Below are 15,456 nucleotides of genomic sequence, written 5' to 3' on the forward strand. Positions count from 1 at the left end.
GATCCTGAATACGGCGTTAGTTATCGCTTCAAGACAAGGCGGTGCCTTTCTCGAGCAGCGGAGTTTACTGGCTGATAAATGAGCAGCGAGGGAAGGCTCGCAACGCCGGATTGAAGCGATTAATAAAGCCGGCGTCAGCGCCGCAGGATCTCGAGCACGTCCTCGAGCTCGGTCCGCAATTGCTTGATGATCTGCTGACTCTGGTTGGAATCGTCCTTGGCCTGATCGCCGGACAGACGCTGGCGCGCACCACCGATGGTGAAGCCCTGCTCGTAAAGCAGACTGCGGATCTGGCGGATCAGGATGACATCGTGGCGCTGGTAGTAACGGCGGTTGCCGCGCCGCTTCAACGGCTTCAACTGCGGGAATTCCTGTTCCCAGTAACGCAACACGTGCGGCTTCACCAGGCACAGCTCACTGACTTCACCGATCGTGAAGTAGCGCTTGCCGGGAATGGCCGGTAATTCGCTATTGTTCGATGCTTCCAGCATAGGCTTCCACGCGCGCTTTCAGTTTCTGACCCGGGCGAAAAGTAACGACTCGTCGGGCACTTATTGGAATCTCTTCACCGGTTTTCGGGTTGCGACCGGGACGCTGGTTCTTGTCCCGCAAATCGAAATTGCCAAAGCCGGACAATTTGACCTGGTTGCCGGATTCCAGCGCTGCGCGGATTTCTTCGAAGAACATCTCGACGATTTCCTTAGCCTCGCGCTTATTGAGCCCAAGCTCCTCGTAGAGCCGTTCAGCCATTTCAGCTTTCGTCAGGGCCATCTAAAAATTCCTTTATTATTCTCTCAATTCTGCGCCAAAGGCTTGATTCAGGGCGGTTATCACCCTGTCGACATGAGCATCGACCTCGCTATCGGTAAGAGTGCTCGAAGATTTCTGAAAGGTCAAGCCTACCGCCAGACTTTTTTGCCCCGAATCAATACCTTCGCCTTGATATACATCAAACAACTCTAGCTTATTTAGCACATCGGGTACATTATCGCCAATACAATCCAGCACCGCCTGCGCCGTAACTCCGGTCGGCACCAATAGCGCCAGATCACGACGGACACTCGGATATCGCGATAGTTCACGGAACTTGGGCACAGTTTCGCGACCGATCGCATCCAGCCGGATCTCGAACAGCCACGCCGGCCGGTTCAGGTCGAGGCGTTTCTGATGCCCGGGATGCAACGCACCGAGCATTCCAACCATCTGATTTTCAATAAAAATCCCGGCACTCTGACCGGGGTGCAGGGCCGGGTGGCTGGCCGGGTGCAGTTGCCAGTCGTCACTGCCCAGGGCCAGCAACGCCTCGACGTCATTGCGCAGGTCGGCAAAATCCAGCGGCCGGCTCTCCAGGCCCCATTGGACCGGATAGCGGCCGCCGTAGGCCACACCGGCGATGACACTTTCCTGCTGGATTTCATTATCCTGAAGGAAGAACCTCAGACCCGTCTCGAATAGTCGTATGCGCGCCTGCTGGCGCTTGCGATTGTAGCCCAGCGCCTGCAGGAGCCCCGGCCACAGGCTCAGGCGCATGTGACTCATGTCACTGGTAATCGGGTTGGCCAGCGCCAGGCCCGGCTCGCCGCACAGTGCCGTCTGCAGGTCGGCATCGCCGAAGCTGTAGGTGATGGCCTCCTGATAGCCACGCTGGACCAGCACCTCGCGCGGCCGGCTCAGGTTGGCCGGCTGTTCTGGTTCCCGCTTCATGACCTGCGGCAGGGGGTAATGCTGGGCCTCGATGCGATCATAGCCATGGATGCGGATGACCTCCTCGATGAGGTCCGGTTCGATGGCAATATCGAACCGGTAACCCGGCGGCGTTACCGTCCAGCCCGTCGCCGTCGCGGCGACTGTCATGCCGAGACGCTCCAGGATGCCCGCCACCGTCGCGTCCGGGATATCCAGCCCGAGCAACCGGCCGAGACGTTCGCGCCGTAACGTCACCGGGCCGGCCGTCGGCAGCTGTGATGGCTCAACCGACTCGTCGACCGGTCCCGGCTGGCCGCCGGCAATATCGATTAGCAGCCGGGTGGCACGCTCAATGGCGCGGCGCTGACCCTGCGGGTCGACGCCGCGCTCGAAACGATAGCTGGCGTCGGTCTGCAGCCCCAGCCGCCGGCCGCGGCCGCTGATAACCGCCGGGCTGAACCAGGCGCATTCCAGGTAGACATCCGCCGTCGTGTCCGCAACCGCTGAGTCGGCGCCGCCCATGACGCCGGCCAGGCCCAGCGCACGCTGCTCGTCGGCGATGACCAGGAAATCCTCATCCAGGGCCACACTCTGGCCATCGAGCAGAATCAGCGTCTCGGCGACCGCCGCGCGGCGCGGCGTAATGCGGCCATGCAATTCGGCAAGATCGTAGGCATGCAGGGGCTGGCCGTATTCGAGCATGACGTACTGGGTGACATCGACGGCGACGCTGATCGGCCGGATACCGGCACGGCGCAGACGCTCCTGCAGCCACAGTGGCGAGGCCGCCTGCGGGTCGATACCGCGGACCACGCGGCCGAGGAAACGCGGGCAGTCGGCCGCGGCCGCCAGCGCCACCGGCACGACGTCATCATGTACCGGCGTCACCGCAGCCGGCTCGGCGTTCTGCAGGGGCCGGTCGAACAAGGCGCTGATTTCACGCGCGACACCAAGCACGCTCGCGCAATCGCCGCGGTTCGGCGTCAACTCGATCTCGATCACCGTATCGTCGAGCTGCAGCAACGCATCCAGCTGCGTGCCCGGTTGCGCGTCATCCGGCAGCACCCAGAGCCCATCGGCCTCGTCGGCCAGTCCCAGTTCCACCGCCGAGCACAGCATGCCCTGGGATGCGACACCACGCAGCTTCGAAGCCTTGATGGCCGTGCCGTCCGGCAGCTTGCCGCCGACCTGGATGAGCGGCGCTTTCATGCCCGCCGTCACGTTCCCGGCACCGCAGACGATCTGCAGCGACTCGCCGGTGCCGGCATTGACCTGGCAAACCCGCAGCTTGTCGGCATCGGGATGCGGCGCGACGGCTTCAACCTCCGCAACAACCACGCCCGCAAAGCCCGGATGCACCGACTCGACCGCCGCAACCTCAAGGCCGATCAGGCTCAGTTGCTCCGCCAGCGTATCAGCGCCGACCGGTACGTCGACGAATTCCCTTAACCAGTTGAGGCTAATCTTCATTGTTTCTCATACTTATCCAGTTATTAAACTGTTCATGCGATTTCTGCGAAGGTGAATAACGAATGGTGAATAGTGATTGGCCTCTGCCGCTACTCATGTGTCATTTACCCATCATCGTTTACCACTCACTACCTAAACTGTTCCAGAAACCTCAAATCGTTCTCGAAATTCAGCCGGATGTCGTTGATGCCGTAACGCAGCATACCGAGTCGTTCGATGCCCATGCCGAAGGCCCAGCCGGTGTATTGTTCCGGATCGATATTGCAGGCGCTGAGCACGTTCGGATGCACCATGCCGCAGCCGAGGATCTCCAGCCAGCCGGTCTGCTTGCAGACCCGGCAGCCATGGCCGTCACAGAACAGGCAGCCGATATCGACCTCGGCGCCCGGCTCGACGAACGGGAAATACGATGGCCGAAAGCGCACCTTGATGTCGCGCTCGAAAAACGCCTGCAGAAAAGTCGTCAGGATCCCTTTCAGATGCGCCATGCTGACGTTTTCGTCCACCAGCAGACCCTCGAGCTGGTGAAACATGGGCGTGTGCGTGACATCGTAGTCACAGCGGTAGACCCGGCCCTGGGCGATGATGCGAATAGGCGCACCCTGCTCGCGCATGCTGCGGATCTGCACCGGCGAGGTATGCGTGCGCAGCAAAAACGGAAAGTCCTGCAGATAAAATGTGTCCATGTCGGCGCGTGCCGGATGGTTGGCAGGAATGTTCAGCGCGTCAAAATTATGAAATTCGTCCTCGATCTCGGGACCGTGCGCCATCTCGAAGCCGATGCCCTCAAACAGCCGCCGTACCCGATCCATGATGCGCGTGACCGGATGCAGACCCCCGGGTTGCTCGCCACGTCCCGGCAGGGTGACGTCGACACTTTCGGATTCGAGTTTCTGTTGCAGCTCGGCTTCCTGCAGCGCCTGCTTGCGCGCTTCAATGGCTTGCTGCACGGCCTGCTTGGCTTCGTTGATACGCTGGCCGGCGGCCGGGCGTTCATCCTCCGGCAACTTGCCGAGCTGCTTCAACTGCTCGGTGAGCTTGCCCTTCTTGCCCAGGTACTCGACACGGATGTCGTCGAGGGTCGCCAGATCCCCGGCATCTGCGGCAGCCTCGGTAGCGGCCCTGGTTAGTTCTTCCAGATCGGTCATTTCCAGTCCAGATTACTTTATTATCCTGTCGTCGCGAGGCGCGAAGCACCGCGGCGATCTCCTCGAGATTGCTTCGTCACTATCGTTCTACGCAATGACGCTTTTAATGTCGCACTGCGACTAATTCAAACAAAAAAGGGAAAGGCGCAAACCTTTCCCTTCTGCTGAAGTACCCTGGCGTCAGTCGGTCAGCTGGCGAGAGAGGTCTTGGCCTGTTCAGCGAGCTGGCCAAACGCCTGCCGGTCATGCACGGCGATATCCGCCAGCACCTTGCGATCGACGTCAATACCGGCTTTCTGCAAACCGTTCATGAAACGGCTGTAGCTCAAGCCGAACTCACGTGCGGCGGCATTGATACGCGTGATCCAGAGCGCGCGAAACTCGCGCTTCTTGGTACGGCGATCGCGGTAGGCATACTGGCCCGCCTTGGTAACCGCCTGGGTGGCAACCCGATAAACGTTCTTGCGCCGGCCATAATAGCCCTTGGCCTGATCGATAATTTTCTTGTGCCTGGCGTGGGCATTAACGCCGCGTTTAACTCTTGGCATGATTCATTTCCTCGATTTTAGTAGTTACCTGCTCGTGTCCTGACGGACACGCCCCCGATTTTCGGTCCCTGTTCCCATAAAAGCGGGTAAGGGTGGGGGATTTTTTTAATGTGGCGGCCAAAGGCCGCACCTTAATCAAATATACGGCACCATCTTCTCGATGGACTTCACGTCCACCGGGTCGACCATCTGCAACGGCCGCAGGTGCTGCATGCGCTTGCCGGGCTTGTGGGTCGACATGTGCGAACGGAATGACTGCCGGTGCTTGAAGCCGCCGCCGCCCGTCCGCTTGAAGCGCTTGGCGGCGCTCTTTACGGTTTTCATCTTTGGCATTTTGGGTACCTGTGTCAGTCTTAAAATCAATTTTTCTCCTCCCCCGTGAAAGGGGAGGATCAAGGTGGGGGTGTTTACTCCCTCACCCCAGCCTCTCCCGCAAGGGGAGAGGGTGTTTAAGGTTATTTCCTGGGCGCCAGCACCATCACCATCTGCCGGCCTTCCATTTTCGGGAACTGCTCAACGGCACTCAGTTCCGACAAATCCTCTTCAATACGCTTCAACATCTTCGTACCGAGTTCCTGGTGCGCCATCTCGCGTCCCCGGAACCGCAATGTCACCTTCACCTTATCGCCCTGCTCCAGGAAACGAATGGCGTTACGCAACTTGACGTTGTAATCACCCTCGTCCGTGCCCGGCCGAAACTTCACTTCCTTGATCTGGATCTGCTTCTGCTTTTTCTTGGCCGCGTGCAGTTTCTTGTTTTCATCAAACAGAAACTTGCCGTAGTCCATCACCCGGCAGACCGGCGGTTTCGCCGTGGGTGCGATCTCGACCAGATCCAGTTCACTTTCCTCGGCGACCTTGAGCGCTTCCTGCGCCGACATAATGCCGACTTGTTCTCCATCCGAACCAATGAGCCGCACCTCGGGTGCGTTGATGTCTTCATTGAGACGGGTTTTCTTATTGTCAATGGCGATAGGTTGTATCCTCCGGTTCCAAAATAGTACGGCCGCGGTACGCTATCTCGGCATTGAGGCGCGCCCGGAAGTCCTCCAGTGACATGGAGCCCAGGTCCTCGCCCGCCCGCGTACGCACGGCCACTGACTGCATTTCGGCTTCCCGCGCCCCGACAACGAGGACATACGGGATTCGCTGCATTGCGTGTTCGCGGATTTTAAGCCCGATCGTTTCGTTTCTCAAGTCCGATTCCACCCTGAAGCCTAGTTTTTTCAGGGTGTTAGCGACTTCAGTGGCATAATCGGCCTGTTTTTCGGTCAGTGCCAGCACCGAAACCTGCACCGGCGCCAGCCAGACCGGCAGCGATCCGGCGAAATGTTCGATGACGATGCCGATAAAACGCTCGAACGAGCCGAAGATCGCCCGGTGCAGCATGACCGGCCGCGCCCGCTCGCCGGATTCGGCGACGTATTCCGCGTCGAGGCGCTCCGGCAGGACGAAATCGACCTGCAGGGTGCCGCACTGCCAGTCGCGGCCGATGGCGTCGGTCAGCACGAACTCCAGCTTCGGCCCGTAGAAGGCACCCTCGCCCGGGTTCAGGGTCACATCCAGGCCGGCGGCCTCGGCAGCGCCGCGCAGCGCGGTTTCGGCGCGATCCCAGACGGCGTCCTCGCCGGCGCGCACCTCGGGCCGGTCGGAGAATTTCACCCGCACGTCCTCGAAACCGAAGTCGCGATAGACTTCCAGCAGCAGCTCGCAGAATGCCTGCGTCTCGGCGGTGATCTGGTCCTCGGTACAGAATATATGGGCGTCGTCCTGGGTGAAGGCACGCACCCGCATCAGACCATGCAGCGAACCCGACGGCTCGTAGCGGTGGCAAGAGCCGAACTCTGCCATGCGCAACGGCAGGTCACGGTAGCTCCTCAGGCCGTGGTTATAGATCTGCACGTGACAGGGGCAGTTCATAGGCTTGATGGCAATGGCCAGGTCCTCGTCCAGGGCATGGGCGGTAAACATGTTCTGGCGGAACTTGTCCCAGTGACCCGAGGCCTCCCACAGGCTGCGATCGACCAGCTGCGGCGTACGCACTTCCTCGTAGCCGGCGGCATCCAGTTTGTCGCGCAGGTAGTTTTCGATGAGCCGATAGAGCGTCCAGCCCTTGGCGTGCCAAAAGACATTGCCGACCGCCTCTTCCTGGAAATGGAACAGGTCGAGCTTGCGGCCGAGCTTGCGGTGATCGCGCTTTTCCGCCTCTTCAATACGCTTGATATAGGCATTAAGCGATTTCTTGTCTGCCCAGGCCGTGCCGTAAATCCGCTGCAGCATCTCGTTGCTCGAGTCGCCGCGCCAGTAGGCGCCGGCCAGCTTGGTCAGCTTGAAATGCCGTAGATGACGGGTGTTTGGCACGTGCGGACCGCGGCACATGTCGGTGTATTCTTCGTGATAGTACAGCTTGATGATCTCGTCGTCCGGGATCTCGTCGACGATCTGCAGCTTGTAGGATTCACCCCGCTCGGCGAAAGTCTGACGGGCTTTTTCCTTCGATACCACCTCGCGGACGACGTCGTAGTCCTTCTCGACCAGTTCGCGCATGCGTGCCTCGATCGCCTCGACGTCCTCGGGTGTGAACGGCCGCTTGTAGGCGATATCGTAGTAGAAGCCCTCCTCAATCACCGGACCGATGGCCATCTGCGCGTCCGGGTACAGCTGCTTGATGGCGTGGCCCATCAGGTGCGCGAACGAGTGGCGGATGATCTCCAGCCCTGCCTCGTCTTTCGCCGTGACGATGCGGACCCGGGCGTCGTGGTCGATGGTTTCACAGGCATCGACCAGCTGGTCGTCGATGTAACCGGCGATCGTCGCCTTCGCCAGGCCGGCACCTATATTCTCGGCGACCTGCATCACGGTTACGGGATCATCAAAGGATTTCTGACTGCCGTCAGGAAGAGTGACAACTGGCATGACTGCTCCGCTCAGTGGTGGCCCCTACAATGGGTCACGTGTGGATTTACATTATTCACCCGCACAGGAGGTGCGGCGCAGCGCTGAAGCGCTACGGAGAATTCGCGCCAAAATACATGGATATATTTTGGCGCATATAAAATGGTAGGCGTGATTGGACTCGAACCAACGACCTCTACCATGTCAAGGTAGCGCTCTAACCAGCTGAGCTACACGCCTATGGTCTAATTCTTTGCTCGCCTTTTCCGGCGACACTTAGGCGCTGCCGCGGCCGGGTATTTCAGGCTACGACGCGCCTCTTTTCGAGGCCGAGCATTATACTCACGCCCTCGGGCAGGTCAAAGCAGAATTTACCGTCTAACGACTGCGGCCAGCCGGTCAGTAGCCCTTGCCTGCAGCATCGGTCGCCGGCGCCAGCCACAGGCGGCTGAATTCGCCGGCCGGCACCGGGGCGCCAAAATAATAGCCCTGTGCATGATCGCAACCCAGCTTGGCCAGCGCCAGGCGCTGCTCGGCGGTCTCGACGCCCTCAGCCAAGGTCTTCATATCCAGGCTGCTCGCCATGGCGATAATTGTTGTCACGATGGCCCGGTCATTACTGCTGTTCAACATATCGCGCACGAACGAGATATCGATCTTGAGAATATCGGCGGCAAACTGCTTCAGATAGGCCAGCGAGGAGTAGCCAGTACCGAAATCATCGATAGCAAGAATAAAACCCATCTCTTTCAGCGACCGGGTGATCCGTATCGCCTGCTCAGGGTCGATCATGATGCCGGTTTCGGTGAGCTCGAGTTCGAACTGCGACGGCTGCAGGCCGGCCGCCTGGATAATGCGCTCAGTATCAACAATAAAATCGGGATCGCCAATCTGCTGGGCGGCAATATTGATAGCCAGGCGCCCCGGCAAAACCAGGCCCTGGGCATGCCAGTCCACCAGTTGTCGGCAGGCCTGCGTCAGCACCCATTGACCGACCTCGTTCATCATGCCGCGCTCCTCGGCCAGCGGAATGAACTGGTCCGGACTGATCCAGCCAAGCGTTTCATCCTGCCAGCGCAGCAGCGCCTCCATACCGATCACCGTATCGCCAAGCAGGTCGACCTGCGGCTGGTAATACAGCTCCAGGTCGCCGTTGTCGAGCGCTTTGCTAAAGCGGCGCGCCAGATCCAGGCGCTGGCCCAGTTCCTCGCTCATCTCCGAACGATAGAAACAGTGATCACTGCCACTGTGCTTGGCGCGGTACATGGCAATATCAGTCTGCTTGAGCAATTCTTCCGGCGTCGAGGCATCCTGCGGATAAAAGGCAATACCGATGCTGACGCTGAGTCCGAACGTTTCCCCGGCCACCCGCAGCGGCGCACGCACCGTTCTCTGCAGGCGCTCGGCAATCAGTGCGGCCCTGTTATGATCGACGTCGACAGCAATGACGATGAATTCATCGCCACCAAGCCGTGCCAGCGTTTCGCCCTCACGCAGGTTGTCCTGCAGGCGACGGCCGACCTCGATCAACACCAGATCACCGATGTCGTGACCCTGGGTATCGTTGATTTCCTTGAACCGGGAGAGATCGAGAAACATGACCGCCACAGTCTGTCCCTGGCGTTGTGCGGCTGCCAGCGTCTGCTTCAGCCGATCCATGAACAACGATCGGTTCGGCAATCCGGTAAGCGCATCATAAAAGGCCAGCTGATTGATGTGCGCTTCGTCGCGCTTACGCTGGGTGATATCCGTGCCTATGTGCAGAATGGCCGATAATCCATCACCGCTCTCGCTCGACAGGGTCCAACGCGACTCGATGATCAACTTCTCGCCGGCCTTGTTCGTCTTCTCGAGTTCTCCTTTCCAGTAGCCATCGCGATCCAGTTCGCGCTTGGCCTGGTCATACAGGGCCGGATTGATTTGCAACAATTCATCATAAGCGCAGCCGATCGCTTCTTCCGCGCGCCAGCCATAGGTCTGTTCGGCGCCTTTGTTCCAGGAAATGATGCGATCATCAAGATCGGTCATCACGATCGTATCGCGGGTATTCTCCAGTAGTACCGCCTGGCTGATGATCTGCGCATAATTCTTCTCACGCTCAAGTTCGGCGGCGGCACTGACCGCAAAGATGCGCAATGCGGAAATCACGAAACCGGATGCATCAAGTGGCTCGCTGTAGAGGAGAAACAGGATACCCAACGGATTGCCGGCACTGTCGTCCAGGCGCCGGCCCACGTGTGCCTGCGCCTGATAACGCTCGATCAATGCCACCTGTGGATAGCGTTCGGCGAGTCCCTGATCAATCACGCACTCGCCCTGCTCGTGATAGTTCTCACACGGGGTTCCGGTTGTTGTGTGCTCGAAATTATCGAGGAATTCACCATCGGCGAAGGCGGCGATGATCATGGCCCGCTCCATGTCCCGTCCCTCGAAACGGGCGATAAAGCCGGCACGTGCCCCGAGCGCATCGACCATGTTGCCGACCAGCTGTTTAAAATACGTCTGGCTGCCATGCGCCGATACCGCCATCGCGGTTTTGCTGATCGCTGCCAGTATGCGTTGTTGGTTGAAGCGATCGCGCAGACTGCCAATACCGAAAGCCAGGTTGGCCGCCAGCTCCCGCAGTAACTCACGTTCCTCGGCGGTTATCGCCACAGCCTGGGAATGGTTGAGTACCAGCACACCGAACGTCCGGGTTTCGTCCTTCAGCGGCAACACGAGCACGGACTGGACGTTGTAGGTTTGCGCCAATTCGCGCCAGGGCTCGTACGCGGGTTCATTGCTGATATCGGGATAGAACGCCGGCTCGCCCGTACGCAGGCACTGACCCACGCCGCCACGGCCGATATCAACCTCGGCCGACCAGCTCAGCCGAATATTCGTCAGGAAACCATTCGTCTCACCAGCACTGGCCTGAATGGCGACACTCTTTTCGGCATCATCCTGGGCATAGCCCACCCAGGCAATTGCGTAGCCGCCGATGTCCACCGCCAGCTGACAGATAGCCTGCAACAACTGCTGCTCATCAACCGCATCGATGATCGCAGCGTTGCAGCGGCTTATCAGAGTCAGCGCCCGGTTAGCAGCAACAAGCCGACGCTCATGGTCCTTGCGTTCGCTCAGGTCGGTAATACCCCCGACCATGCGCACCGGCCGATTCTGGTTGTCACGGATGACATAACCGCGGTCCGAGACATAGGCAAAGCTGCCGTCCAGACGCTGGAAACGGTATTCGGCCTGCCAGAAGTCGCTGGCGCCTTGTACGACCTCATGGAAGGAACCAAGCACGCGTTTCCGGTCTTCCGGGTGTACGCGCTGCTCCCATGAGACCACACCATTATTCATGTCACTATCGCTGTAACCGAATAGGTTCTGTGCCTCGTCACTCCACCAGTGCACGTCGGCCATGATGTCCCAGTCCCAGATAACATCGCTGACGGCTCGTGCCGTATACTGGAAGCGCAACTCGCTGGCCCTGAGTTCCTCGTTCAGAATCTGCAGATCACGCGAGCGCTGAACGATATCGGCCTCGGACAGACTTGTCGGATCAGTAACGACGGCACTGCTATCCGGCCATTCACCCCGGCGCTGCTTCAGGCGCACGAACTCGGTAACGTCTTCGATCCGGTGAATGATGTAGGCCAGGCTGCCATCAACATTCAGGACCGGCGAATTGAGCGGACTCCAGTAATGATCCTCGAAACCGCCATCGTTGCGGCGGACTGGGTAGCGCTGTACCGCCATGGCGTCGGCCACCCTGTTCGCACGAACCCGCTCGAGCGATGCGCTGATGTTGCTGACGCCATTGGTATCCATCTCATCGGGCGGATCGGGAAACACCTCGAACAGCGTCCGGCCGACGATAGCCTCGCGCTCGGTATAGGTGGCTTCAAGATAGGCATTGCTGACACCGACGATGCGATAGTCGTCCGGTTTCAGGACCAGATACAGTCCCGGCGCGGATTCGAACAGCTGCTGAAATTGATGCCGGGCGGCCTCGGCTTCGGCACGGGCGTTCTGCTCCAGTTCCAGCAGCCGGTCGCGTTCCTGTTGCGCTTCGATAACCGGTGTAATGTTGGCGATATAGCCATCCAGGTAGTCATTGTCACCATCCATGCCCGAAACACGGCGGCCCTGCTCCCAGACCCAGCGCACGTCACCCGTTGCGGTAACGATGCGATAGGTCACCTGAAAACTGTCACCCTCGGCCAGCTGCGCGGCGATGTCTTCGGCAACGTACTGGCGATCGTCGGGATGAATGATGTCAACGAAGGCAAGACGGCGATTGTCGATTAAATCGTCGGGGACATAGCCGGCCAGTTCGGTAACCGCTTCGCTGACGAAAAGCGTGGTCCACAACTCGTCATTGCGACAGCGATAGGCCATGCCCGGCAGGTTGCGCAGCAGGTTGGCCAACTGCTGGTCCTTGGCCTGCATGGCGCGCTCGACGTGCTGGCGTGCCAGAATGGTGCCGGCAATCGCGGCGGCGATCGTCAGGATGGATTCATCGGTCGGTAACAGCGCCAGCGGCGCCTCGTGCATCACGGCGATAAAACCGAGCACCTGACCGTCGACGGCGAACACCGGCGCGCCACAATAGGCCTCGATGCCGAGTTCGCGCAGCAGCGAATCGTCCGGGAACCATTGTTGTACCGCCGTGGGATAATGACAGACGTTATTGGCACAGACATTGGCGCAGGGTGTCCCGGCCAGGGCGTAATCGAAATCGGACCGGCGCCGGCCGTGCGACCAGACCGTAAGCGTGCGCGCGCGATCGGCCTCGATCTGGGCCAGCAGGACATGGCTGGCACCGAGGATCTGCGCTAGGTTGGCAATCAGGCGATCGAAACAGGCCGCATCGTCCATTTGCGACAATGCCTCGGCCAACAGGCCGACGGCCTGCTGCAGGTTTTTTGAGCCCTCCGACACCGACCCTCCAGTTGGTTGTGTCTCCGTGGAGCTACTAAACAACGAATCGACCACCAAGGTCAACCAACTGTCATTCACCCGGAATTACGCGCACAGCCTAGTTCAGCCGCAGCCTGAACAACACTGGGCAATTGCAATGGGCAACGCGACTTTGCCAGTATGGCCCTGCACCTGGAGCACGAAGATCATGCCGACGCACGCCACCATTCATCAGCATCACCTCGGCTGGGACCATAATGAGCCGCCCGTCGCCCACATTGCGCCCGGTGAAACCCTGGAATTGAATTGCCAGGAGGCCTCAGGCGGCCAGATCGGGCCGGCATCGACGCTGGCGCAGTTCCGCGACTATGACACCCGCCGCGCCAATCCGTTGACCGGGCCGGTTTACGTCGATGGCGCCGCGCCCGGTGACGCGCTGGCCGTGACCGTGACCGGGCTGGCCACCAGCGGCTGGGGCTGGACCGGCGTCCTGCCCGACTTCGGCCTGCTCGCCGACGCGTTTCCGCAGCACCACCTCATCATCTCGCGCCATGATGACCGCACCATCGAGTTTCTGCCCGGCGTACACCTGCCCCTGCGGCCGTTTATCGGGACGCTCGGCGTTGCCCCGGCGGCCAGCGGCCGGCACAGCGTCATTCCGCCGCGCCGGGTCGGCGGCAACATGGACTGTCGCGATCTCATCGCCGGCAGTCGCGTTATCCTGCCGGTAGAAGTCCCCGGGGCGCTGCTGTCAGTGGGCGATACCCATGCCGCCCAGGGCGACGGCGAGGTCTGCGGCACAGCCATCGAATCGCCCATGACCTGCCAGTTGCAAATCGACCTGCTCAAGGGCGCCGCGCCCGCCTATCCGCAACTCGAAGTACCGGCCGGGCCATTGCGCCGCGAGACTGACCAGGGATTCCTGGTCACTACCGGTATCGGTCCCGACCTGATGACAGCCACGCGCGATGCGGTGCGCGGCCTGATTGACGTACTCGGCCAGCGCCACGGCATGGCGCCGGAAGACGCCTATTGCCTGGCCAGCGTCAGTGCCGACCTGCACATCAGCGAGGTCGTCGATGCACCCAACTGGCTCGTATCCGCCTACTTTCCCAATGCCATCATGGGTTGAAGCGCCGGCCTGCTGACCCGATATAGCGCAATACAAATAAGCAACAATGGCCCAACTGACCCGAATGACGGTTATATTGATGTCAGTCAGGCAGCAACAGGAGGCAAGCACATGGCAATGACACTCGCTTCAGGCGCCTTTGAACACCAGGGCGCGATACCGGAACGGTTCACCTGCGACGGCGAGGACATTTCCCCGGACCTCGCCTGGTCGAATCTGCCGGCAGGCACGAAGAGCCTGGCGCTGATCGTCGACGACCCGGACGCGCCGGACCCGGCAGCCCCGGAGATGGTCTTCGTTCACTGGGTACTCTACAACATACCGCCGGAACTACCCGGTCTGCCCGCCGGCATCGATGCCGAATCCCTGCCTACCGGTGCCGCCGAGGGCATCAATGATTTCAAGCGCGTCGGCTATGGCGGCCCCTGCCCGCCGACCGGGCGGCATCGCTATTTCCACAAGCTCTATGCACTGGACCGCGTATTGCCGGATCTCAGTGAACCGAGTAAGGAAGAACTGTTAAAGACCATGGAGGGGCATATACTGGAACAGACGGAACTGGTCGGCACCTATCAGCGCTAGTCGATCGGCCAGCACAGGAGCAAGCTGCAAACACAGAGGCAATCGCTGGGTAAAACGACAATGCGAAACCTACTGGATCGCGGTCGGCGTTACTGGCGGCAGATGAATCCGCGCTGGGAGGCGCTGACGCTCAACCAGCGCTTCGAGACGCTGGTCGCACTGGTTCTGACCGTGTTGACCAGCCTCATCATCGCGGTCGCCCTGTTTCGGCTCGGCGCCGAAGTCATCAACGGTCTGGTCTTCGGTGCACTCAATCCGCTTGAGCACAAAATATTCCAGCGCATATTCGGCCATATCATGACCGTGCTGATTGCACTCGAATTCAATCACACCCTCCTCTATTCGGTGGCTCGTGAAGAAAGTATTATTCAGACCAAGGTGGTATTGCTGATTGCGCTGCTGGCCCTGGCGCGCAAGTTCATCATCCTGGACCTGGAGGTCATCAGTGCCAACCAGCTACTGGCGCTGGGTGTGGTGACCATTGCCCTGGGCGGCACCTACTGGCTCGTTTGCGAGCGCGATCAGAAACGCGAACAGACCGGACCGGGTCACAATTCATGACACCATAACCAATCAATCATAAGCGGCAGGAGTAATCACCATGGTCACATTCAAGACAAACAGCCATCGCAACATCGACATGTTTACCGGCGATGCACACGCCATGCTCAAGCTGATGGGGCTGAGCACCACGGTCCCCAGCGCGCTGCGCGCCGAGGACGTACCGGCCGCCCTGGAACGGCTGCAACAGGCCATCGAAAACATCCAGACGCCACCGCAAACCATGGAACCGGACGAAGCCGAAGAGGAAGGCGATGAGGCGGATAAACCCATCGCGCTGAAGACCCGGGCCGAACCGCTGATCGGCTTACTCGCCACCGCAGCCAGGGCCAACGAACACGTTATCTGGGAATGACCGCTGACATACGCAGGAGCGCGACCCCGCCGCGAATACTATTCGGCCCGGGGGCGGCCTCCTACAGAACCAATCAACATCGCGTCATTCCGGAAACGCCGATGGCGTTATCCGGAATCCGTGCAGGTTGAAGTAGGAGCGGCGACCCCGCCGCGAAAGGCGTTCTGGTTC

Annotated in this window: 13 protein-coding genes and 1 tRNA gene; 4 read left to right on the top strand and 10 right to left on the bottom strand. The window is 60.0% G+C overall.

What is annotated here, in order from left to right; translation table 11 throughout:
• Positions 1-134: 134 nt before the first annotated feature.
• The 10 genes from J2T55_RS07750 to J2T55_RS07795 form a co-directional block, all read right to left on the bottom strand.
• Positions 135-491 (bottom strand): MerR family transcriptional regulator, encoded by a 357-nt coding sequence (locus J2T55_RS07750; protein WP_259055377.1) that lies wholly within the window; start codon positions 489-491, stop codon positions 135-137.
• Positions 469-771, bottom strand: a complete 303-nt coding sequence (gene ihfA / locus J2T55_RS07755; RefSeq protein WP_259055378.1) for an integration host factor subunit alpha — start codon at positions 769-771, stop codon at positions 469-471. Before ihfA ends, J2T55_RS07750 begins: the two co-directional genes overlap by 23 nt.
• Before the next feature lie 15 nt (positions 772-786).
• Positions 787-3,156 carry a phenylalanine--tRNA ligase subunit beta gene (gene pheT / locus J2T55_RS07760; protein WP_259055379.1) on the bottom strand — a complete coding sequence of 790 codons (2,370 nt, stop codon included), beginning with the start codon at positions 3,154-3,156 and terminating at the stop codon, positions 787-789.
• Positions 3,157-3,284: 128 nt separating this feature from the next.
• On the bottom strand, positions 3,285-4,304 hold the full coding sequence (locus J2T55_RS07765; RefSeq protein ID WP_259055380.1) for a phenylalanine--tRNA ligase subunit alpha: 1,020 nt from the start codon (positions 4,302-4,304) through the stop codon (positions 3,285-3,287).
• A gap of 188 nt (positions 4,305-4,492) precedes the next feature.
• Positions 4,493-4,852: a 50S ribosomal protein L20 gene (gene rplT / locus J2T55_RS07770; protein ID WP_259055381.1), complete on the bottom strand. Its 360-nt coding sequence runs from the start codon at positions 4,850-4,852 to the stop codon at positions 4,493-4,495.
• A gap of 135 nt (positions 4,853-4,987) precedes the next feature.
• A complete protein-coding gene (gene rpmI, locus J2T55_RS07775) occupies positions 4,988-5,185 on the bottom strand; it encodes a 50S ribosomal protein L35 (RefSeq protein WP_259055383.1) in 198 nt (65 codons plus the stop codon).
• Positions 5,186-5,307: 122 nt separating this feature from the next.
• On the bottom strand, positions 5,308-5,835 hold the full coding sequence (gene infC, locus J2T55_RS07780) for a translation initiation factor IF-3 (protein WP_259055430.1): 528 nt from the start codon (positions 5,833-5,835) through the stop codon (positions 5,308-5,310).
• Positions 5,816-7,768 carry a threonine--tRNA ligase gene (thrS, locus tag J2T55_RS07785; RefSeq protein WP_259055384.1) on the bottom strand — a complete coding sequence of 651 codons (1,953 nt, stop codon included), beginning with the start codon at positions 7,766-7,768 and terminating at the stop codon, positions 5,816-5,818. The genes infC and thrS overlap by 20 nt, the downstream gene beginning before the upstream one ends.
• A 142-nt stretch (positions 7,769-7,910) precedes the next feature.
• Positions 7,911-7,987, bottom strand: a tRNA-Val gene (locus J2T55_RS07790).
• A gap of 159 nt (positions 7,988-8,146) precedes the next feature.
• Entirely contained in the window at positions 8,147-12,676 is a 4,530-nt protein-coding gene (locus J2T55_RS07795) for an EAL domain-containing protein (RefSeq protein ID WP_259055385.1), read from the bottom strand.
• 187 nt (positions 12,677-12,863) lie between these two features.
• Here J2T55_RS07795 and J2T55_RS07800 point away from each other — a divergent pair, with 187 nt between their 5' ends.
• The 4 genes from J2T55_RS07800 to J2T55_RS07815 all read left to right on the top strand — a co-directional run bounded on the left by J2T55_RS07800 (position 12,864) and on the right by J2T55_RS07815 (position 15,285).
• Positions 12,864-13,787, top strand: a complete 924-nt coding sequence (locus J2T55_RS07800) for an acetamidase/formamidase family protein (RefSeq protein WP_259055386.1) — start codon at positions 12,864-12,866, stop codon at positions 13,785-13,787.
• 111 nt (positions 13,788-13,898) lie between these two features.
• On the top strand, positions 13,899-14,369 hold the full coding sequence (locus J2T55_RS07805) for a YbhB/YbcL family Raf kinase inhibitor-like protein (RefSeq protein ID WP_259055387.1): 471 nt from the start codon (positions 13,899-13,901) through the stop codon (positions 14,367-14,369).
• Between the two features lie 60 nt (positions 14,370-14,429).
• Entirely contained in the window at positions 14,430-14,930 is a 501-nt protein-coding gene (locus J2T55_RS07810) for a phosphate-starvation-inducible PsiE family protein (protein WP_310521980.1), read from the top strand.
• A gap of 40 nt (positions 14,931-14,970) precedes the next feature.
• On the top strand, positions 14,971-15,285 hold the full coding sequence (locus J2T55_RS07815) for a DUF1840 domain-containing protein (RefSeq protein ID WP_259055388.1): 315 nt from the start codon (positions 14,971-14,973) through the stop codon (positions 15,283-15,285).
• Positions 15,286-15,456: the final 171 nt, after the last annotated feature.

Source organism: Methylohalomonas lacus (assembly GCF_024808875.1).
GTDB lineage: Bacteria > Pseudomonadota > Gammaproteobacteria > Methylohalomonadales > Methylohalomonadaceae > Methylohalomonas > Methylohalomonas lacus.

Bases quoted from the DNA above. Each gene is read 5' to 3' on its own strand.
- J2T55_RS07750 (WP_259055377.1), bottom strand. From the start codon at position 491: ATGCTGGAAGCATCGAACAATAGCGAATTACCGGCCATTCCCGGCAAG.
- ihfA (WP_259055378.1), bottom strand. From the start codon at position 771: ATGGCCCTGACGAAAGCTGAAATGGCTGAACGGCTCTACGAGGAGCTT.
- pheT (WP_259055379.1), bottom strand. From the start codon at position 3,156: ATGAAGATTAGCCTCAACTGGTTAAGGGAATTCGTCGACGTACCGGTC.
- J2T55_RS07765 (WP_259055380.1), bottom strand. From the start codon at position 4,304: ATGACCGATCTGGAAGAACTAACCAGGGCCGCTACCGAGGCTGCCGCA.
- rplT (WP_259055381.1), bottom strand. From the start codon at position 4,852: ATGCCAAGAGTTAAACGCGGCGTTAATGCCCACGCCAGGCACAAGAAA.
- rpmI (WP_259055383.1), bottom strand. From the start codon at position 5,185: ATGCCAAAGATGAAAACCGTAAAGAGCGCCGCCAAGCGCTTCAAGCGG.
- thrS (WP_259055384.1), bottom strand. From the start codon at position 7,768: ATGCCAGTTGTCACTCTTCCTGACGGCAGTCAGAAATCCTTTGATGAT.
- J2T55_RS07800 (WP_259055386.1), top strand. From the start codon at position 12,864: ATGCCGACGCACGCCACCATTCATCAGCATCACCTCGGCTGGGACCAT.
- J2T55_RS07805 (WP_259055387.1), top strand. From the start codon at position 13,899: ATGGCAATGACACTCGCTTCAGGCGCCTTTGAACACCAGGGCGCGATA.
- J2T55_RS07810 (WP_310521980.1), top strand. From the start codon at position 14,430: ATGCGAAACCTACTGGATCGCGGTCGGCGTTACTGGCGGCAGATGAAT.
- J2T55_RS07815 (WP_259055388.1), top strand. From the start codon at position 14,971: ATGGTCACATTCAAGACAAACAGCCATCGCAACATCGACATGTTTACC.